We start from the raw sequence: 18,200 nt of genomic DNA on the forward strand, positions 1-18,200 counted from the left end.
GTTCAGAACGAATTCCATCGCCGCCGCGACCCCCCATATTCCGGTCCCGCTCACGACCATCCGGTGCGGGCTGGACTCGGCTCTCGTCGCGGTCGTCCCGCGTACGGTCATATCCATGGGATCGGCGTTTCTGGGCCGGGCCGGTCCTTGCCGGCATTACCCTGTGGCGATGCGCCCACGGCTCCGTCGGTTCTGTGTAGTTTCGCTCACGGTTCTCGTTTCGACCGTAATGCTCTGTTCGCACTCCGCCGCCGCACCACAATCCGCCGCCGGGCTACCCCGATTGGATGGCGGGTTCCTCTGGGGTGTGGCGTCCTCGGGGTTCCAGGCCGAAGGGCATGCGCCCGACAGCAACTGGACGCGGTACATCGAGGCGAACCCCTCTCTCGACCGTCTCGGTAACTCGGTGGATTTCTACGACCGCTACGAATCCGATATCCGCCTCGCCGCGGATATGGGTGTGCGAGTATTCCGGATCGGGATCGAATGGGCACGCCTGCAGCCGGCCCCGGGGGTCTGGGACGAGCAGGCTTTCCGCTTCTACGACTCGGTGATCGCGAGTATCGCCCGGGCCGGTATGCGACCTATGATCACCCTCGACCACTGGGTGTATCCGGGCTGGATCGCCGACCGGGGTGGCTGGCGCAGCCCGACCATCGTCGAGGACTGGCTGGCGAATATGCGCGCCGTCGTCGACCGTTACGCCGCCCAGGACCCGCTGTGGGTCACCGTGAACGAATCCGTCGCCTATATCGCCCACGAGACGGGCCGCGGTAACGCCGACGCTCCCCAGATGCTGGACCGGATCGCGCAGGCACACAACAGTATCTACGACCATATCCACCACATCCGCCCGGACGCTCAGGTGACCAGCAATGTCGGCTACGTCGCCGGCGCGGACGACCAGATCAACGGTGACCTGGTCGGCCGTATCGCCGCCCGCCTCGACTACGTCGGAATCGACTACTACTGGGCCTATGACCCGACGCGGACGATCCTCGAATATCTCGGCGGCGCCGTCGGGTCCGCGACCCCGCCCGGGCAGCCGATCTGGGACCTCCCGGTCCGTCCGGAAGGGATCTACTTCGCCCTCCGGCACTATGCCGACCGTTTCCCGGGCAAACCCCTCTACATCGTCGAAAATGGTATGGCCACCGACAACGGGCAACCACGCGCCGACGGCTTCACCCGCAGCGCCCATCTCCAGGACACCGTCTACTGGATCCAGCGTGCCCGGGCCGACGGTATGAACGTGATGGGCTACAACTATTGGAGCCTCACCGACAACTACGAATGGGGCAGCTTCCGTCCCCGGTTCGGCCTCTACACCGTCGACACCACCACCGACCCGAGCCTCACCCGCCGCCCGACAGACGCCGTCGGCACCTACCGCCGGACCATCGCCGAAGGCGGTGTCCCCGGCGACTATCGACCCGGCCGCGGCCTGGCGCATTGCTTTCTCATCGACCCCCCGGACAGCTGCCGACGCCCCATCCCCGCACCCTGACCGCACCCGGCCCGCACACCGTCTCGGCTGCGGCGTGCGGACCGGGTGGTTCATGAACTCGACGATCGCGGCCGGGTAGCGGCCGGCTCAACCGGCCTCCGTGGTGCAGGTCTGTCCGCTCGAGGTCGTGGTCGACAATGTCGGCATCACGGATGTGATTCCCGGGGTAGGGGCCCTCGGTGACATCGAACCCGTGGCCGATATCGCCGGACAGGGGCTGGAGACGCTCGGTGGCGGGCTCTTCGTGGGTTCGGCGTCCGACGGCCCCGCTGGCAGACGGGGTTCCCGTACGGCTCTTGATCCTGACACCGTGTGAGGCGGTAAACCGGAGGGCGTCATGTTCAGTATCGGAGATTTCGCCAGACACGGACGAGTGTCGGTGCGCATGCTGCGTCACTACGACGGCATCGGCCTACTGCGGCCCGATGTGGTCGATCCGGCCACCGGCCACCGGTCCTACGCCGCTGGTCAGCTGGCCCGGCTCAACCGGCTCGTCGCGCTGAAGGAGCTCGGCTTCACCCTGGAACAGGTGCGCCGGATCCTCGACGACGAGGTGAGCGGCGCGGAACTGCGCGGCATGCTGATCCTGCGCCGCGCGGAACTGGAACAGCGCATCGCGACGGACCGGGACCGGCTCGTCCAGGTCGAGACGAGACTCCGTGTCATCGAGAAGGAGGGCGCCATGCCCGTGCCCGATGTGGTTGTCACGTCCGTCCCTGCCGTCCGGGTCGCCGAATTGATCGGCGAGGCGGGTGATTTCGAGCCGAACTCGATCGGTCCCGTGGTGGGTCCGCTGTTCAAGGAGTTGTGTGCGCGGCTGGAGCGCGCGGGGGTCGAACCTGTCGGGCCCGCCATCGCCTACTACGACGAGCGCCCCGACGGCTCGGTGCTGGTGCACGCCGCAATGCCGGTCGTCGCGGAACCCGGAGCGGAACACGACTTCTCGATCGTCGATCTGCCCGCGGTCGAGCAGGCCGCGACCGTGGTGCACCGCGGCAGCATGGACAAGGTTCTCGAACCGTGGCAGGCGCTCGGTCGGTGGATCGAGGCCAACGGCTACCGTCCGCACGGCCCGGCGCGCGAGGTGACGCTGGAGTTCACCCAGGACCCGAGTGGATGGGTCACGGAGTTGCAGGAGCCGATTGCGCGCCGGTGAAGGCCGCCCGAAGCTCGCTGTGATGCAAGAGCTCTCGGGCCCATCAAGCATCGTGGGCCGGCAGGGGCCCGGACCGGCAGGCTCCCGTAATCACGGCGCACCCCTACTTCTTCTCCTCCGTCCCGGCCGCCGGACTCTCCGGGATTCCTGGCGCATGGACCGTCACTCGGTCGGGTGTTGTCATAACTTCGTGGGCATGGCGCAGGATTCGTCGAGTGCGGGGGAATTCCGCCAGCTGCGCCGACAGCGAGCGGAGCGCGGAACTCAGCGCGGGTGCCGGCACACCGCGGGCCGTCAGGACATCGGCGGTCCAGAGGACGAAGGTGCTGAAGAGACCATCGTCGTCGATGTAGAGCGCCGTGGCCAGGAAGTCGACGATATGCGCGATATCCTCCGCGGTGCGCTCGCGCTGGAGTTCGGTGTAGGCGCGCATCGGTGGGTAGCTGTTCTCGAGGTCGGTCACGGTAGCGGCGATCAATTGCGTTTTCGTCCGGACGACAAGGGTGTATTCCTGGTCGCTCCGGTGCGTCGGGGGCGAGGACGGTACTCCTGCCGAGTTCGGTTGTCTGCGTGGAAGGCCACGCTCGAGTTCCCGGGCGGCGCCGCGTGCGTCGGCCGCCCACCCGTCGGCCGCCAGCAGTCGCGCGTAACGGCCGTCGGCGCCGAATGCCGCGCCGCCCACCAGCACGGGTACGCCGGCCGCCTGGCATGCGGTGATCGTGGCATGAGCGGTGGGGAGACGGGTAGCGAGCGAGGAGGACAATAGAACCGCGTCGGTATCGTGCTGATGGATGTGGGCGATCAGGTGATGGGTGGGTACATGGGCGCCGAGGAATTCGACCTGCCAGCCGCGCAGTCGCAGAACTTCGGCGACCAATCGGGCGGGCAGCGCGTGCCACTCTCCGTCGATGCAGGCGACGGTGACGTGACCCGCTGTGGCAGGGGTGGCGGCGGCGGGATGGCAGGCCACTGCGGCGATGACGCGCTCGTTGATCGCGGTGGCGGCGTGCTCTTGGGCGACAGTGAGGCGATCGGACGCCCATTCCGTGCCGACACGGAACTGCACCGCCGCGATGGCCCCGAGGAGTACCTCTTCGGGATGGGCGCCCTTGTCAAGGGCGGCGATTACGGCAGCGACAGCGGTGTGCTCGTCACGCCGGCCGAGTGCTTCCCAGAGTTCCGCACGGAGCGCACCCATATCGCTGTGTGCCACGGTTTCGGACTGCGATTCGCTCATATCCTCCGGTCTCCCGTTCACGGTGCGGTCTTCTCCCGCTGCTGCGGCCACATCGGCGCGGTGACCACGACCAGCGCGATATCGTCGTGTTGCCGGTGCCCGACCCACTGCGCGGCGAGCATCTGGACATGTTCGACGACCGCCTCGGCGGGCATTCCGGCGCACCGCGACAGTGCCTCCGACAGACGGTCTTCCCCGAACATGCTCGTACCGAGTGGACCACCGCGGGCTTCGGTGATCCCGTCGGTATACAGCAGACAGCTTTCTCCCGGTTCGAGTGTGGTTCGCAGGGTGGTCGCGGTGACTCGCGGCAGCACGCCGATCAATTGCCCTCGGGTGTCGGCCTTCTCCACTGTGCCGTCGGAACGCACGATCAGTGGCGGTGGGTGACCGGCGGCCGTGAGTCGTATCCGCACCCGGCCGTCGCGGTGGGCGACCGAGGCCATGACCAGGGTGGCGAACCGGTCGTGGTGAGAGGTGAGCAGCGCCTGATTGAGAAGGTTCAGCACTTTCTCGTGGTCGTCGGACATGGAGACCAGCGCATGCAGTGTATTGCGGATCTTGCCGGTCAGGACGGCGGCCTCGAGGCCTTTCCCGCAGACATCGCCCAGGACGACAAGTGATTCGTCGCGGGTTCCGGCGGCCGCATGGACATCGTAGAAATCACCGCCGACGATCTGGTGGTTCTCCGAAGCCCGGTAGCCACTGGCCAGCTCCACACCGTGGACGCGCGGCAGCCGCGGCGGTAGCAGTTCGCGCATGAGCAGGTCGGTAATAGCGGTTTGCTCGGCGTAGAGCCGGGCGGCCGACAGGGCTGCCCCGGCGCGGATTGCGAAGAGGTGGGCCAAGATCTCGTCCCGCTCCCCGAAGGGATGCCGACCGGCCCGGCGGAACAGGACGAGCGCGCCGGCGGGTAGCCCGTGACCGGGTAGCGCGATGATCATCACCGAGCCGAGCGGACCGCGGAAGTCCTCGGGCAGAATCCAGGACGGGACGGCATGCGGATCGATCCAGCGCGACGGTACCGGTGGAAAGCCGAGCAGGGCTTCCGCGAGACCCGGTACGGCAGCCGGGTCCCGGTCGACGAGTTGGTGCCGTACCTCGTCGACCGAGCAGGTGATCACGGGCAGCCGGAGGTCCTGGGCAGGTGCTACGACGGTGGCCCCGTCGGCGAGACGGGCCGCCAACCGAGCGACGGATTCGGTGCACCGCTCGATATTCAGCGATGCCGACAGGGCCTCGGACGCTTCGATGAGGAACTCGGTCCGGCTGCGCTCCTCCGCGAGTTCCACGCCGGTGGTGCGCCGCCGTGGCCGACTCAGCGGTTTCCGGGTCACGCGATTGCGGCCGCGATACTGTCGAAGATCTGGAAATGCTCGGTGAGCCCGGTGACTTCGATCACCCGCCGCACGGCCGGTGAAACCGCCAGGCGCAGGTCCGGCGCCTCGTCCCGGCAGCCCAGCAGCACCTTCAGACCCGAGGAGTCGAAGAAACCCACTGCGGATAGGTCGAGGATCAGTGTCCGCGGCCGGTTGTCCATCGCGCGGGTCAATGCTTCGTGCAGGCGTGGAGCCGTATGGATATCGATCTCGCCGGTCGCGGTGACGGTGACCGACGCGCCGTCCGGCAATACTCCGACCGTGAAATCACGTCGTCGGTCCTCATGATGCACGCTGGCGCCTCTTCCTGTGCTGGCGTCGGAGCGACCTTCTACACGGTCGTGCCGCAGATGGCGGCCTCACTGCAGAGCCCTCGCTGAGCCGAACGGTTGTGCGCCGCTGCTCGGGGTGTGTCGCGCTGGATCGGGTGGCTCTGCGGGGCTGCGTTCTCAACACCGCAAGACTGCCTCACTCTACGGGCTGCTCGGGCTTCCTTCGCTCCCGGTCCCGGAGCAGGGATCGGGTCGGACGGCTCCGGTGCCCGTGGAGTTGCGTTTCACCACGGGGCTCCTGCTTCGAGTGGCGGCGCGGACGTCGCCGAGCGAGGCGATCGGCTTCCCGGGCCTCGATACCAGAGGTCGGATGGACGGCCGCGACCTCTAGTCTGTTTCGAGGAGAGCCCGGTGGCTCATATAGGCGGGCGTCGGTGGGTGGATCGGCCCGGCGATGCGTGCGAGCCGCCGGCCGCTGCCGCCGCGGCGCCGGGCGATGACCTCGGCGAGGATGGAGACGGCGGTCTCCTCCGGTGTCGCGGCGCCCAGATCGAGCCCGATCGGGGAGGACAGGCGCCTCAGTTCGGTTTCGGTCACCCCGGCGGCGCGGAGACGTTCCATCCGGTCGGTGTGTGTCCGCCGGCTGCCCATGGCACCCACGTAACCCGCGTCGGACCGTAGGGCGATTTCGAGGGCCGGTACGTCGAAGCGCGGATCGTGAGTCAGGACGCAGATGGCGGTGGACGGTGTGATCGCCGCCTGTTTCAGGTAGTCCTGGGGCCACATCACCACCACTTCGTCGGCTTCCGGAAAGCGTTCGCACGTCGCGAAAACCGGCCGGGCGTCGCACAGTGTCACCGAGAACCCCAGGAGCTTCGCCGCTCGGACGAGCGCGTGGGCGAAGTCGACCGCGCCGAATACCAGCATGTTCGGCGGCCGAGAGATGGACGAGATCAGAACCGACAGCGCGCTCTCGGCGCATTCTCCGGTCTCGCCCAGCTGTACGGTCGTCACCGTGCCGGCCTCGAGGTGTCGGGTGGCCCGGGTGCGCACTGCCGCGTCCAGGCGCGGATCGCCGCAGGTGCCCGCCCATGATGTGCCGGTCGTGACGATCGATCCGCCCAGGTGGGCGCCCGCGGAGACGACGGTGGCCGTCGCGACCGGCCGGCCCGCCGCGACGCTGTCCGCGACCAGCGTGAGGCCGGGGGTATCCGCCGGCTCTACGCGCCGGACGAGGACATCCATCGCGCCGCCACACATCAGTGCGACGGCTCCGGCGCCGGCATCATCGGCCGAGTACCGGCGGACGGTCGCGTTCCCGGTGTCCATCACCTCGGTGGCGAGATGGAAGACATCGCTTTCGATGCAGCCACCCGAAATGCTGCCGACGACGGCGCCGTCTCGCGCGACGGCCATGACGGTGCCGACGGGAAGGGGGGGATCGACCCCACCGATCCGACGATTGTGGCCAGGGCGCAGTCGATTCCGGCTGCCTGCCATCGGGCCACTGTGTTCAGCACCTCGTACATCCGACTACCCTCTGCCTTGTCGTGCCGGTCCGCGTTCGGTCGATCGGTGCGCGCGGTTCGCGGCCGGTGGTCACTGTCGGCGTTCACGCCGGTGCCGCGGCCGAGCCGTCCCGGCGAGACGATCGCCGGAGTCCCGCGCTGGTGGGATGATAGAAAAGATCGTACAGTACCTTTGCGCAAAGGTAAGCCGGTCGGGCGACGAGGGATGGGTTGTGGCAGAGGCAGTGACGGAAAACTCGGACGGTGTCGGCGAGATCATCCGGCAGTGGGCCCAATCGCGGCCCGAACTCGATGTCTCCGCGCTGGAGATCTTCGGGCGCATGCATCGCAGCTTCCTGCTCTATCGATCGCGGATCAACGGTGTGTTCGAGCAGTTCGGCACCAATGAGGCGGGGTTCGACGTCCTCGCGTGCCTGCGTCGGGCGGAGCCGGAGTTCCGGCGAACGGCGGGTGAGCTGGCGAAGCAGACGCTCGTGACGACAGGCGGCCTGACGCTGCGGGTCAACCGGCTGGAAGAAGCCGGGCTGGTGCTGCGGGAACGCGACCCCGAGGATGCCCGGGTGGTCTATGTGACCCTGTCCGATGCGGGGCGTGATCTGGTGGACCGGGTCGCCGATGCGCACTTCGCCGAACTCGCGCACATGCTCGTGGGCCTGGACGCCGACCAGAAGGCTCAGTTGGCGGGGTTGCTCACGGTGCTGGAGGGATCGCTGCGGATGGCGGCGCTGCCGACGGGGGAGGGCGCCGCGGTCGATCGCACTGCCTGAATGTCTGTTCTACACGCTCCCGGATCCCACGATCTGGGAGCGTTCGTCGTTTTCGGGGGAGTTTCCGCGACGTCCTTCCGGCGTTTTCTGTGGGGGCCGTCACGCACGATTCATGGGTGTGACCTGCATCTCTCCGTCCATTTCGACGGATTCCGGTGGGGTTGACCCCCTGTTGATCGTCGGATTCGTGCCCACCCGACCGTTGACCTCTTAGCGGTAAGGAAGTACAAATCTCTTGCAGCCAAGATGTTCGGCAACCGCGGTGGAATACAGCCCGGTCGCCACCATCGTCCCGACAGGAGACGTTCATGACGACAATCCGCCTCGCGGCCGCGGCCCTGCTGGCCGGCTCCGCCTTGGTTCTGAGCGCGTGCAGCGGTTCGGGCGAGCGCGCCGCCGCGGCCACCGACGGCACACTCGAGCAGACCGAGGTCTCGGTGGGCGTACTGCCGCTGGCCGACTATGCGGCGGTGTACTGGGCGGACGAGAAGGGCTACTTCGAGAAAGAGGGGCTCACGGTAACGCTCGAGCCGATCCAGGGCGGGCCCATCGGTATCCAGAAGGTCGCCTCGGGAGAACTCGACTTCAGCATCGCCAACTCGATCTCCGCGGCGATCGCGCAGTCCCGCAAGACACCGATCACCACCGTCGCGCATACCGCCTCGCTCGGTGACGGCAGCGGAATCCTCTATGTGAAGCCGGATTCGCCGATCCGATCGCTGGCCGATGTCAACGGTAAGACCGTCGGCGTGAACACCACCAACAACATCGGCGATGTCACCATCGGCAACCTCGCGGCCGACCAGGGCGTCGAGATCGAACCGCGGTACGTCGAGGTGCCGTTCCCGGAGATGCTGCCGGGAGTACAGGCCGGGTCGATCGATGTCGGGTACGCCCCCGAACCGTTCTCCTCGGCCGCGCGCGGCGCCGGGATGCGGGAGATCGCGGACCTCACCACGGACACCAACAACGCACTGCCCGCGTCGATCTTCGTTGCGGGTGACGATTTCGTGGACGCGAACCCGGACACCACCGCGGCGTTCGCTCGCGCGATCTACGCCGCCGGGGCCGATATCTCCGCCCACGAGGCCGATTTCCGCAGCTGGCTGCCCGGTGTCGCGAAGGTCCCCGCGGAGGTGGCCCAGTCGATGTCGCTGCCGATCTTCGCATCAGGTATGGATCCGGCGAAGATGCAGTCCGTCGCCGATATGCTCGCCGCCCAGGGGCGGATCCCCGAGGGCTTCGACGTCACCTCGCACCTCGTCACGCTCGAGGACTGAGATGGATCTCCTCAGTGAGCCGCTCGGCCGGAAGCAGCAGATCGTCTACGGAATCGTCGGTGTGCTCGGGACGGCCGCGCTGACCGAACTGGTCATCCGGACCGGGGTGATCGCCACGCCCGGGTTGCCCGTTCCGAGCCGGGCGCTGACGGAGACCGGTGCGCTGTTCGGTGACCAGACCTTCTGGCAAGAAGTCGGTTTCACCCTCCGCGAATGGATGCTCGGACTGCTGATCGCGACCGTGGCCGGGATGGTGCTCGGCGGCCTGATGGGCGCCTTCACCAAAGTGTTCCTCGCCTTCGAACTCCCGGTCGAGGTCTTCCGGGTCCTGCCCTCGGTCGCGCTGGGTCCGGTCCTGGTGCTGTTGCTGGGTTCGGGGATGTTGCCGCTCTCGATCACGGTGGCGCTCGCCTGTATGTGGCCGATCCTGCTGAACACCCTGTACGGCGTGCGCGCCACCGACGCCACCGCCGTGCAGACGGCCCGGACCTTCGGACTCTCGGGGATCGCGATCCTGCGCCGCATCAAGATCCCCAGCGCACTTCCCTTCGCGTTCACCGGGATCCGGATCGCCGCGTCGATCGGGCTCATCGTCGCCGTCAGCGCGGAACTGCTGATCGGCAACGGTCAGGGGATCGGCGGTTACATCCTGCTCAACAGCGCCAACGCCACCAACCTCGACACCGTGTACGCCGCGACGCTGGTGGCCGGGGTCCTCGGCCTGGCGGTGAGCACTGTTTTCACCGCCCTCGACAACAAGGTGTTCGCATGGAAGAAGGGACTGGCCCAGTGATGGTCGCATCGACCGACGACCCTGGACTCGCCGCGCCGGCCGTGCGGCCGGATCGGAAGTCTCCCGTGCTCGCCTCGGCCGCGCGTACCCGCGGCTCCCTGCCGGCGTCGCTGGGCAATACAGGCATCCGGCTGCTGGTTCCAGTGCTGATCCTGGCCGCGTGGTGGGGGTTGGCGCAGTCGGAGGTCGGTTCGCTGATCGTGGCACCGCCGTTCGAGGCGTTCGAACGGGTCTTCGCCGACTTCTTCGGTACCGACGCCGGCCGGCTCTTCCTCGGCGACGCGACCTTCGACCATTTCCTCCCCAGCGTCTACCGGGCGATGGCGGGACTGCTGCTGGCCGTCGTGATCGGGGTGGCGCTGGGCGTCGCGCTGGGGGTCGTGCCTGTGCTCACGGCGCTGTTCCAGCCGCTCATCCACCTCGGGCGGTCGCTGCCCAGCCCGGCCCTGCTGGGGGTGTTCTTCTTCCTGTTCGGCACCGGGGACAGCCCGAAGATCTTCCTCATCGCGTTCTCCGTGGTCTGGCCCATCCTGTTCAACACGATCGACGGTGTGCAGAGCGTGGGAACCGGCCGGATGCAGGCGGCCGCGGTGTTCAAGATCTCGCGCTGGAAGGTGCTGACGCAGATCATCCTGCCCGGCGCCGGACCGAAGATCTTCGCCGGTGTGCGGACCGCGATGTCGCTGTCGCTCATCATCATGATCATCTCCGAACTGCAGAAGGCCGAGAACGGTCTCGGATATCTGCTGATCCGGTCACAGCGCGACTTCGACTACACCGGATTCTGGTCTGTCCTGATCGTGCTCGCCGCCCTGGGTGTCGCACTCAACTTCATCTTCGTGTTCGTCGAACGGCGGGCGTTGGCCTGGCACCGAGGAGTGACTCAGCAAAATGACTAGTACAGATGTGACGATCACGTCCGCGGAGCTGGTCCTCACCGGCATCTCGAAGTCCTACGGAACCAACCCGGCCGTCCGTGATATCACCGCCGACGCGCCGGCCGGCAAGGTCAGCGTGATCGTCGGGCCCTCCGGATGCGGTAAGTCGACCCTGCTGCGGATCATCAGCGGACTCGATACACCGACGACCGGCACGGTCACCTTCGACGGACGGCAGGTGTCCGGTGTGCCCGACGGTTTGGCCATGGTGTTCCAGGACTACGCGCGTTCCCTGTTCCCGTGGATGCGGGTGGACAAGAACATCGCCTTCCCGCTCGAACATCTGCCGCGGCCGGAGCGCGCCGCGCGGGTCCAGGAAGCCATCGACGCGGTCGGCCTGTCGGGCAAGGAGAAGCTCTACCCCTGGCAGATGTCGGGCGGTATGCAGCAGCGCGTCGCCATCGCCCGGGCGCTGGCCAGCCATCCGAAGCTGCTGCTCATGGACGAGCCGTACGCCTCGGTCGACGCGCAGACCCGCGCCGAACTCGAGGATCTGCTCCTGACGATCCAGGCGCGGCTGGGAATCACCGTCCTGGTGGTCACTCACGATATCGACGAGAGCGTGTACCTCGCCGATCACATCATCGTGCTGTCGAAACCGCCGAGCATCGTGGCTGAGACGATCGAGGTCGATCTGCCGCGGCCGCGGGATCACATCACCACCAAGACGGATCCACGATTCGTCGAGATCCGTTCGCATGTGACCAGGCTGCTGCGCGGTGAGGGCGTGGCAGCCGACAGTCCGCGCGATGCGGTTGTGAACAAGGCGCACTGATGAGGGCCACGGTCGACGGGTCCGGAATCGTCGCGCAGAGTCAATCGGCTCTCGCGCCGTTCCGGCTGTACCGTCCCGAATCGGTGACCGAGGTGGAGGCGGTGCTCGCCGCCGACCCGGAAGCGGTGATCGGTGCCGGATGCAGTGATCTGGTCGCCAGGATCCGGGAGGGCTGTACGCCGGCGGCACTGGTATCGCTGCGGAAAGTGGCGGGCCTGAAGGCGATCACGCACCACGGCGGTGTCCTGCACCTGGGGCCGATGGTCACCCATCACGAGGGCGCGACCAGTGCGACTGTGGCCGCGGCGATCCCGGGGCTCGCGGCGGCATGGTCACGGATCGCCACCGTGCGGATCCGCTACACCGGGACGGTCGGCGGGAATCTGATGGCCCGGCGCCATCGCTACGAGATGCCGTTACTACTGGGTGCTCTCGATGCCCGGCTGTCGATTTCGGACGGCCGTACTCTCGGATCCGGCGGACTCTGGACCGACGACACCAGTGGGCTGCTCACCGGTATCGAGGTGTCCACCTCGGATCTGGTGTGGTTCGGGTACGAGCGTTCGATGCGCCCCACCACGACGGTCGCGCTCGCGATCCGGCGGAGTGTCGACGCCACCCTGTCGGTCCACGCCACCGCAGGGTCGGAATATCGCCGCGGTATCTCGCTGCGCGTCGATACCGGGGCCACGTCGGCGACTGATATCGACGCGGTGACGACCGCCGCGGCCCTCGCCGCGCAACTCCCGGACGATATCGCCGATTACACCGGGTCCGCCGAGTACCGCGGGCACCTCGTCACCGTACTCACCCGCAGGCTGCTCCACGAAGCAGCCACTGCCACCCCCCAGCGTGAGGACCGACCGCATGTGTGATCCCGATGCCGAGACGAGACCGGCCGGCGCGGATGCCCCGCCGAGCACGCTCGACACCTCGATAGAGTTCGGCCTGAACGGCGAGAAACAGAACTGCAGAATCGATTCCAGCGCCGTCCTGCTCGATGTGCTGCGCGACGACTTCGGCTGCCGGGGCGTGCGGCGTTCGTGTGAGCGTGGTGTCTGCGGAGCCTGCACGGTCCTCGTCGACGATGTGCCGGTCGCCTCCTGCTCGACCTTCGCGTTCGCGGTCGACGGTGCTTCCGTGGAGACCGTCGAGGGACTGGCGGCCGCGGACGGGATGCTCTCGCCCCAGCAGCGGGCATTCGCCGAATGCGGTGGTTACCAATGTGGTTTCTGCACTTCCGGGATGCTGATGCTGACCACCGGTCTGTTGCGCCGGGAACCCCGGCCCGACCGCGGCACCATTCGCGAATGGATCAGTTCGAACACCTGCCGCTGCACCGGTTACGAAATGATCATGGAATCCGTCGAACGCGCGGCGGAGCTGACGGCCGCGCAGGACGGGGATCGCGAATGACGGCGATCTCGGATCGGTCGGCGGCCCGGGGCCCGCTGGTCGACGCGCGCACCCACGTGGTCGACGCCGGGGAAACGGTCGGCGGGTACCGGATCCAGGAGTTGCCCACGGCACCGCCGGAACACCGGGTGGTCGGCCGGGACGGCCCGCGGGCGGACGCGACGGCGAAGGTGACCGGGCGGGCCGTGTACGGGGCCGATATCGTGCGCCCGGGCATGCTGCACGCGAAGGTGCTGCGCAGTCCGCACGCGCACGCCCGTATCGTCTCCATGGACACCGTGGCCGCACGCGCGCTGCCGGGGGTCACCGCGATCGTGACCCAGGACGAGATCGACGGCTTGCAGTGCTACGGGACGATGGTGAAGGACCAGCCGGTAGTCGCGACCGGTGTCGTCCGATATGTCGGTGATGTGGTGGCCGCGGTCGCCGCCGTCGACGAGCGCACCGCGCTCGCCGCCCTGGACCTGATCCGGGTCGAATACGAGGTCCTGCCAGCGGTGTTCACCGTCGGGGAGGCCCTTGCGGAATCGGCGCCGGTCATCCATCCGGACGAACCGTTCGGGGTGATCCCGAAGTACGGGCAGGGCGCGTCGGCGTCGTTGCGCAGCGAACCGAATGTGAGCTACGAGTTCCGGTACCGCACCGGCTCGCCCGACGTCTGGGAGACATGTGACCATATCTTCGAGGACACCTTCGAGTTCTCGCGGATGAACCATATGCATCTCGAACCGTTCGTGACCGTCGCCGAGGCGAGTGCCGACGAGATCGAGGTGTGGACCTCGACGCAGGCGCCGTTCAACCTGCGCAAGGAGCTGGCGCGGGTTTTCGGGCTGCCGGAGAACCGGATCCGCGTCCATGTGCCGTTGATCGGTGGCGGTTTCGGCGCGAAGAACGGACCCAAGGCCGACCCGGTCGCGATCCGGCTCTCCCAGCTCAGCGGCGGGCGACCGGTCCGGTTCTGTATGACCACCGAGGAGGTGTTCCTCACCGTCTCGCAGCACGCGGCGACACTCATCGTGAAATCGGGTGTGCGGGCCGACGGTACCTTCGTCGCCAGGCAGTCGACAGTGCTGCTCAACGGCGGTGCCTATGCCGAGCACAGTCCAGCGGTCGCGGAGAAGGCCGGCTACCGGATGCCCGGCGCGTACCGCTGGCAGCACATCGATTCGGTGTGCAAGGTCGTCACCACCAATACTGTGCCGGCCGGGGCCTACCGGGGGTTCGGTGGTACCCAGGCGACGTGGGCCAGTGAGCGTCAGGTGGATCTGATCGCCGATCGCCTCGGACTGGATCCCTACGAACTGCGGGTACGCAATCTCAAAGCGCTCGGTGAGGAGTTCGTGCCGGGGGAGTCCGGGATCGACTCCGACCTGGTGGCAGGGATGCGGCTGGTGGCCGACGCGATCGGCTACCACGGGCGTGCTCACACCGGGAACCGGGGGATGGGCGTATCGGTCGGCGTCAAGGACGGCGGCGGTATCAACAAACCGGCAACGGCCAGGGTCAAGGTCACCACGCGGGGTGACGTCCTGCTCAACTGCGCGCTCACCGAGATGGGGCAGGGCGGGCACTCCGCGATGGCGCAACTGGTCGCCGAGGTGCTGCGCTGCGATCCCGCCCGGGTGGCCTACGCGCGTATCGACACCGACAACACCCCGTTCGACCAGGGGACCAATGCGTCTTCGGGCGTCGCGGTGATGGGGCAGGCAGTGCGGACGGCGGCCGAGAAGCTGCGGGACGAGGTACTCGACTGGGCCGGGGCGCAACTCGCCGTCGATTCCGCCCGGCTCGAGCTCGTGAACTGGCATGTGCGTACGCCCGACGGGATCGTGCACGACCTGTTCCCGATGATCATGGATGTCTTCGGGAACACCGGATTCGAATTCTCCGCCGACGGTTTCTACAAGGCGCGCAACGATCACCGGGCGCCGCTCGAGGCCCCGTGTGTGTTCTGGGAGATCGGCTGGGCGGCCGCCGAAGTGGAGGTCGACCCCGAGACGGGCCGGATCACCGTGCTGCAACTGGCGGTCAGCGGTGACGCCGGCAAGATCATCAACAAGATCGCGTGCCGCGGTCAGGACGAGGGGGCCGCGGTGTTCGGACTGGGACAGGCATTGTTCGAAGAACTCCGGTACGACTTGGACGGGGAACTGCTCAATGCCGAGGCACTGCTCTACCGGGTGCCGCTCGCCGAGGATATCCCCGAGCGTTTCGTCTCGATCACGCAGGAGCAGGGCCACGGTGCGGGACCGTTCGGCAGTAAAGGCATGGGAGAGGGTGGGATGCTACCCGTCGCGAGTGCCATCGCCCAGGCCGTCGCCGATGCGGTGGGGGTTCAGCTCACCGAACTTCCGCTGTCACCGCAACGGGTCTACGAGGCGATCGCCGCGCGCGAAGCGGAGGGGGCGCGATGATGCGAAACCTTCGCCTGCGCTCCGGCCTTCGCCACCGTTTCCGAGAGGACGCGATGATACGAACTCGCCACCTACGTGGCGGTCTCCGCCGACCGCATACAACTCTTTCCGAGGGGGCACGATGAATTCGGGGTACAACGGCACACAGTCGGCCACCGCGGTACTCGGTGCCCGGGAGCCGGCGCGGGTGTGCGTGCTCGGTTACGGCAGTATCGGCGCGGTCGTGGCCGACCGGCTCGTCCGCGGTGATGTACCCGGCGCCCAGCTGGTCGGGATCGTCAATCGGTCTCCGGTCGAGGGTCTCCCGGCGCCCGCGCTCTCGCTCGCGGAAGCGCTCGAACTCGCGGACGTGGTGGTCGAATGCGCCTCGCAGGAGGCGGTCCGGGAGGTCGGCCCGCACGTGGTCGACGCGGGATGCGACCTGCTGGTGTCCTCGGTGGGGGCGCTGTCGGATCCCGCCTTCGCGCAGCGGATCGCGGGCAGCGGGCCGGGCCGGGTCGTATGCACACACGGCGCGGTCGGCGGTCTCGACCTGCTCGCCGCCGCACGCGACGCGGCGCCGTTCGACCATGTGCTCGTCCGGTCGACGAAATCGCCGGGATCGCTGGTGCGACCGTGGATGGACGCGGCGGAGCGGCACCGGATCGGTACCACGACGACGCGACTCCGTGTTTTCGCGGGCAGTTCGACCGAGGCGGTGCGGCTGTTCCCGAAATCGCTGAATGTGGCTGCCGCGGTGAGTTTCGCGGTGAGCGACTGGGAATCGGTATCGGTCGAGTTGTACGCCGATCCGGACGCGGAGCTGACCTGTCACGAGATAGAGGCCGCGGGGCCGATCGGCCGGTACTCGATAAAGATCGAGAACCTGCCGAGCGCGGACAATCCGCGTACCAGCGCGGTGGTGCCGTACTCGATCCTGCGGACGCTGGCGCATCTGACCGGCTCCCCGAATCTCATCGCCTGACCGGCCCGCTGGACGCTACGACGGAAGCGGCCCGGCCTAAGCCCGCCACGACAAAATCACGCAGACATCTTGACGCAAAGTATCTTGTAGCTCAGTCTCTTTTACCGGAGGGATTCGGAGCGGTGACTGCCCCGGACAAGTGCTGCGACAGAGGGAACGGATGAAGACTCCGATGGACTTACAGAGCAGCACGAGCACTCGTTCGCCGCGGGCGGCGAGCGAGATCTCCGCCCTCGGGCCGGAAGCCGTGCCCGCCGATAGCGCGGACCTCGACCGTTCGTGGGCAGCCGGACCGGTTCCCGATACGACCGACGAGATCTGCGTGGCCGGCCGGTGGGTGCGCGGCTCGGGCAAGGTCATCGAATCGGTCGACCCGGCCACCGGCCGGATCTTCGCCCGCCTGCACGGCGCTGTGGCACATGATGTCGACCTGGCCGTCGACGGCGGCCTGCGGGCCGTAGCGAGTTCCGGCTGGGCCGAATTGCTACCGCACGAGCGCGCGGCCGTCCTGTACCGCATCGGCACCGCGATCGAGGCCAACACCGACCGCATCGCCGCCCTGCAAACCGCCGACACCGGAAAGACACTGGCCGAGACCCGCGCACTCGCGCGCAGCGCCGCCGGCACCTTCCGGTTCATGGCGTCGGCGCTCGAGACGATGGAGGAGGCGATCACCCCCCGGCGCGGACCGTTCCTCACCTTCGCGACCCACGAACCGATGGGTGTAGTCGGTGCCATCACCCCGTGGAACTCGCCGATCGCCTCGGACGCACAGAAGATCGCCCCGGCCCTCGCCGCGGGTAACGCGGTGGTCGCCAAACCGCCGGTATGGGCGCCGTGGGTGACCCTGCTGCTGGCCCGGCTGGCGGAGGAGGCGGGTCTGCCGCCCGGGCTGTTGTCGGTGCTGCCCGGTCCGGGCCGGACCGTCGGCGACGCGCTCGCCCGGCATCCGGGCATTGGCAAGATCTCGTTCACCGGCGGCACCGGGACCGGTCGGGCGCTGGCACATATCGCCGCCGAGAAGCTGATGCCGATCACGCTCGAACTCGGCGGGAAATCGCCCACCATCGTCTTCGCCGACACCGATCTCGATCAGGCGCTCGCCGGAGTGCTGTACGGCATCTTCTCCTCGTCGGGCCAGAGTTGTATCGCCGGTTCCCGGGTCTTCGTCCAGCGCGCGATGTACGACGAGTTCGTCGACCGGCTCGTCGCGGCGACCACGGCATTGCGGGTGGGTCCGGGTACCGATCCGCGCACCCAGGTCGCGCCCATGGTCTCCCATGAGCATCGCGACGGGGTCGCGGCGATGGTCGACGACGCGGTGCGGGCGGGAGCGACGGTGCTGTGCGGGGCCGCCGTCCCCGCCGATCCCGCCCTCGCCGCGGGCGCCTACTACCTGCCCACCGTGCTCACCGGCGTTCCGAACAGCGCGACGATCTGCCAGGAGGAGATCTTCGGACCCGTCGCCGTCGTGCTCCCGTTCGAGGACGAGGCCGACGTCGTCGCCCAGGCCGACGACACGGTATTCGGCCTGGCCTGCGGGATCTGGACCGCCGACTACCGGCGCGCCTGGCGCACGGCCCGCGCCGTCCAGGCCGGAACGGTGTGGATCAACACCTACAAGCAGTTCAGCATCTCGACCCCCTTCAGCGGGCTGAAGGACAGCGGTATCGGGACCGAGAAGGGCCGCGACGGAATCCGGTCCTACATGAACCAGAAGAGCATCTACCTCGACCTGTCCGGGCAGCCGCTGCCCTGGGCAGGTCTGTGAGA

At 67.8% G+C, this 18,200-nt stretch carries 17 protein-coding genes; 13 read left to right on the plus strand and 4 right to left on the minus strand.

Going from position 1 to position 18,200, the window contains the following annotated elements; all coding sequences use genetic code 11:
* Positions 1 to 169 precede the first annotated feature (169 nt).
* From ACQPYS_RS11570 to ACQPYS_RS11580, 3 genes are all read left to right on the plus strand, one after another.
* Positions 170 to 1,507 (plus strand): family 1 glycosylhydrolase, encoded by a 1,338-nt coding sequence (locus ACQPYS_RS11570; protein ID WP_433492582.1) that lies wholly within the window; start codon positions 170 to 172, stop codon positions 1,505 to 1,507.
* A gap of 100 nt (positions 1,508 to 1,607) precedes the next feature.
* Positions 1,608 to 1,823 carry a hypothetical protein gene (locus ACQPYS_RS11575; RefSeq protein ID WP_433492583.1) on the plus strand — a complete coding sequence of 72 codons (216 nt, stop codon included), beginning with the start codon at positions 1,608 to 1,610 and terminating at the stop codon, positions 1,821 to 1,823.
* Between the two features lie 21 nt (positions 1,824 to 1,844).
* Positions 1,845 to 2,663 carry a MerR family transcriptional regulator gene (locus ACQPYS_RS11580; RefSeq protein ID WP_433492584.1) on the plus strand — a complete coding sequence of 273 codons (819 nt, stop codon included), beginning with the start codon at positions 1,845 to 1,847 and terminating at the stop codon, positions 2,661 to 2,663.
* Positions 2,664 to 2,766: 103 nt separating this feature from the next.
* Here ACQPYS_RS11580 and ACQPYS_RS11585 read toward each other — a convergent pair whose 3' ends face one another.
* From ACQPYS_RS11585 to ACQPYS_RS11600, 4 genes are all read right to left on the minus strand, one after another.
* Positions 2,767 to 3,900, minus strand: coding sequence for a cobalamin B12-binding domain-containing protein (locus ACQPYS_RS11585; protein ID WP_433492585.1), 1,134 nt, complete (start codon positions 3,898 to 3,900; stop codon positions 2,767 to 2,769).
* Between the two features lie 17 nt (positions 3,901 to 3,917).
* Complete coding sequence (locus ACQPYS_RS11590) at positions 3,918 to 5,237, minus strand: PP2C family protein-serine/threonine phosphatase (RefSeq protein WP_433492586.1); 1,320 nt, start codon at positions 5,235 to 5,237, stop codon at positions 3,918 to 3,920.
* The gene (locus ACQPYS_RS11595; protein WP_433492587.1) at positions 5,234 to 5,572 is read right to left on the minus strand and encodes an STAS domain-containing protein; all 339 of its coding nucleotides are present in this window, start codon (positions 5,570 to 5,572) and stop codon (positions 5,234 to 5,236) included. The genes ACQPYS_RS11590 and ACQPYS_RS11595 overlap by 4 nt, the downstream gene beginning before the upstream one ends.
* A 366-nt stretch (positions 5,573 to 5,938) precedes the next feature.
* The gene (locus tag ACQPYS_RS11600) at positions 5,939 to 6,967 is read right to left on the minus strand and encodes an XdhC family protein (protein WP_433492588.1); all 1,029 of its coding nucleotides are present in this window, start codon (positions 6,965 to 6,967) and stop codon (positions 5,939 to 5,941) included.
* A gap of 325 nt (positions 6,968 to 7,292) precedes the next feature.
* Here ACQPYS_RS11600 and ACQPYS_RS11605 point away from each other — a divergent pair, with 325 nt between their 5' ends.
* The 10 genes from ACQPYS_RS11605 (at position 7,293) to ACQPYS_RS11650 (ending at position 18,198) form a co-directional block, all read left to right on the plus strand.
* Positions 7,293 to 7,847 carry a MarR family winged helix-turn-helix transcriptional regulator gene (locus tag ACQPYS_RS11605; protein ID WP_433492589.1) on the plus strand — a complete coding sequence of 185 codons (555 nt, stop codon included), beginning with the start codon at positions 7,293 to 7,295 and terminating at the stop codon, positions 7,845 to 7,847.
* Positions 7,848 to 8,155: 308 nt separating this feature from the next.
* Positions 8,156 to 9,127, plus strand: coding sequence for an ABC transporter substrate-binding protein (locus ACQPYS_RS11610; protein WP_433492590.1), 972 nt, complete (start codon positions 8,156 to 8,158; stop codon positions 9,125 to 9,127).
* Position 9,128: 1 nt separating this feature from the next.
* Positions 9,129 to 9,920, plus strand: coding sequence for an ABC transporter permease (locus tag ACQPYS_RS11615; RefSeq protein ID WP_433492591.1), 792 nt, complete (start codon positions 9,129 to 9,131; stop codon positions 9,918 to 9,920).
* Positions 9,896 to 10,819: an ABC transporter permease gene (locus ACQPYS_RS11620; RefSeq protein WP_433492592.1), complete on the plus strand. Its 924-nt coding sequence runs from the start codon at positions 9,896 to 9,898 to the stop codon at positions 10,817 to 10,819. Before ACQPYS_RS11615 ends, ACQPYS_RS11620 begins: the two co-directional genes overlap by 25 nt.
* Positions 10,812 to 11,633: an ABC transporter ATP-binding protein gene (locus tag ACQPYS_RS11625; RefSeq protein WP_063036204.1), complete on the plus strand. Its 822-nt coding sequence runs from the start codon at positions 10,812 to 10,814 to the stop codon at positions 11,631 to 11,633. Before ACQPYS_RS11620 ends, ACQPYS_RS11625 begins: the two co-directional genes overlap by 8 nt.
* A complete protein-coding gene (locus ACQPYS_RS11630; protein WP_433492593.1) occupies positions 11,633 to 12,508 on the plus strand; it encodes an FAD binding domain-containing protein in 876 nt (291 codons plus the stop codon). The genes ACQPYS_RS11625 and ACQPYS_RS11630 overlap by 1 nt, the downstream gene beginning before the upstream one ends.
* A complete protein-coding gene (locus tag ACQPYS_RS11635; protein ID WP_433492594.1) occupies positions 12,501 to 13,049 on the plus strand; it encodes a (2Fe-2S)-binding protein in 549 nt (182 codons plus the stop codon). Before ACQPYS_RS11630 ends, ACQPYS_RS11635 begins: the two co-directional genes overlap by 8 nt.
* On the plus strand, positions 13,046 to 15,463 hold the full coding sequence (locus ACQPYS_RS11640) for a xanthine dehydrogenase family protein molybdopterin-binding subunit (protein WP_433492595.1): 2,418 nt from the start codon (positions 13,046 to 13,048) through the stop codon (positions 15,461 to 15,463). Before ACQPYS_RS11635 ends, ACQPYS_RS11640 begins: the two co-directional genes overlap by 4 nt.
* Before the next feature lie 121 nt (positions 15,464 to 15,584).
* A complete protein-coding gene (locus ACQPYS_RS11645) occupies positions 15,585 to 16,427 on the plus strand; it encodes an aspartate dehydrogenase domain-containing protein (protein WP_433492596.1) in 843 nt (280 codons plus the stop codon).
* Between the two features lie 172 nt (positions 16,428 to 16,599).
* Entirely contained in the window at positions 16,600 to 18,198 is a 1,599-nt protein-coding gene (locus ACQPYS_RS11650) for an aldehyde dehydrogenase (protein WP_433492597.1), read from the plus strand.
* The last annotated feature ends 2 nt before the right edge of the window (positions 18,199 to 18,200 follow it).

Origin of the sequence: Nocardia grenadensis (genome assembly GCF_050942415.1) — a bacterium.
Taxonomy (GTDB): Bacteria; Actinomycetota; Actinomycetes; order Mycobacteriales; family Mycobacteriaceae; genus Nocardia; species Nocardia grenadensis.

Bases quoted from the DNA above. Each gene is read 5' to 3' on its own strand.
- ACQPYS_RS11615 (WP_433492591.1), top strand. From the start codon at position 9,129: ATGGATCTCCTCAGTGAGCCGCTCGGCCGGAAGCAGCAGATCGTCTAC.
- ACQPYS_RS11650 (WP_433492597.1), top strand. From the start codon at position 16,600: ATGGACTTACAGAGCAGCACGAGCACTCGTTCGCCGCGGGCGGCGAGC.
- ACQPYS_RS11610 (WP_433492590.1), top strand. From the start codon at position 8,156: ATGACGACAATCCGCCTCGCGGCCGCGGCCCTGCTGGCCGGCTCCGCC.
- ACQPYS_RS11635 (WP_433492594.1), top strand. From the start codon at position 12,501: ATGTGTGATCCCGATGCCGAGACGAGACCGGCCGGCGCGGATGCCCCG.
- ACQPYS_RS11630 (WP_433492593.1), top strand. From the start codon at position 11,633: ATGAGGGCCACGGTCGACGGGTCCGGAATCGTCGCGCAGAGTCAATCG.
- ACQPYS_RS11585 (WP_433492585.1), bottom strand. From the start codon at position 3,900: ATGAGCGAATCGCAGTCCGAAACCGTGGCACACAGCGATATGGGTGCG.
- ACQPYS_RS11580 (WP_433492584.1), top strand. From the start codon at position 1,845: ATGTTCAGTATCGGAGATTTCGCCAGACACGGACGAGTGTCGGTGCGC.
- ACQPYS_RS11570 (WP_433492582.1), top strand. From the start codon at position 170: ATGCGCCCACGGCTCCGTCGGTTCTGTGTAGTTTCGCTCACGGTTCTC.
- ACQPYS_RS11600 (WP_433492588.1), bottom strand. From the start codon at position 6,967: ATGGCCGTCGCGCGAGACGGCGCCGTCGTCGGCAGCATTTCGGGTGGC.
- ACQPYS_RS11645 (WP_433492596.1), top strand. From the start codon at position 15,585: ATGAATTCGGGGTACAACGGCACACAGTCGGCCACCGCGGTACTCGGT.
- ACQPYS_RS11625 (WP_063036204.1), top strand. From the start codon at position 10,812: ATGACTAGTACAGATGTGACGATCACGTCCGCGGAGCTGGTCCTCACC.
- ACQPYS_RS11640 (WP_433492595.1), top strand. From the start codon at position 13,046: ATGACGGCGATCTCGGATCGGTCGGCGGCCCGGGGCCCGCTGGTCGAC.
- ACQPYS_RS11620 (WP_433492592.1), top strand. From the start codon at position 9,896: ATGGAAGAAGGGACTGGCCCAGTGATGGTCGCATCGACCGACGACCCT.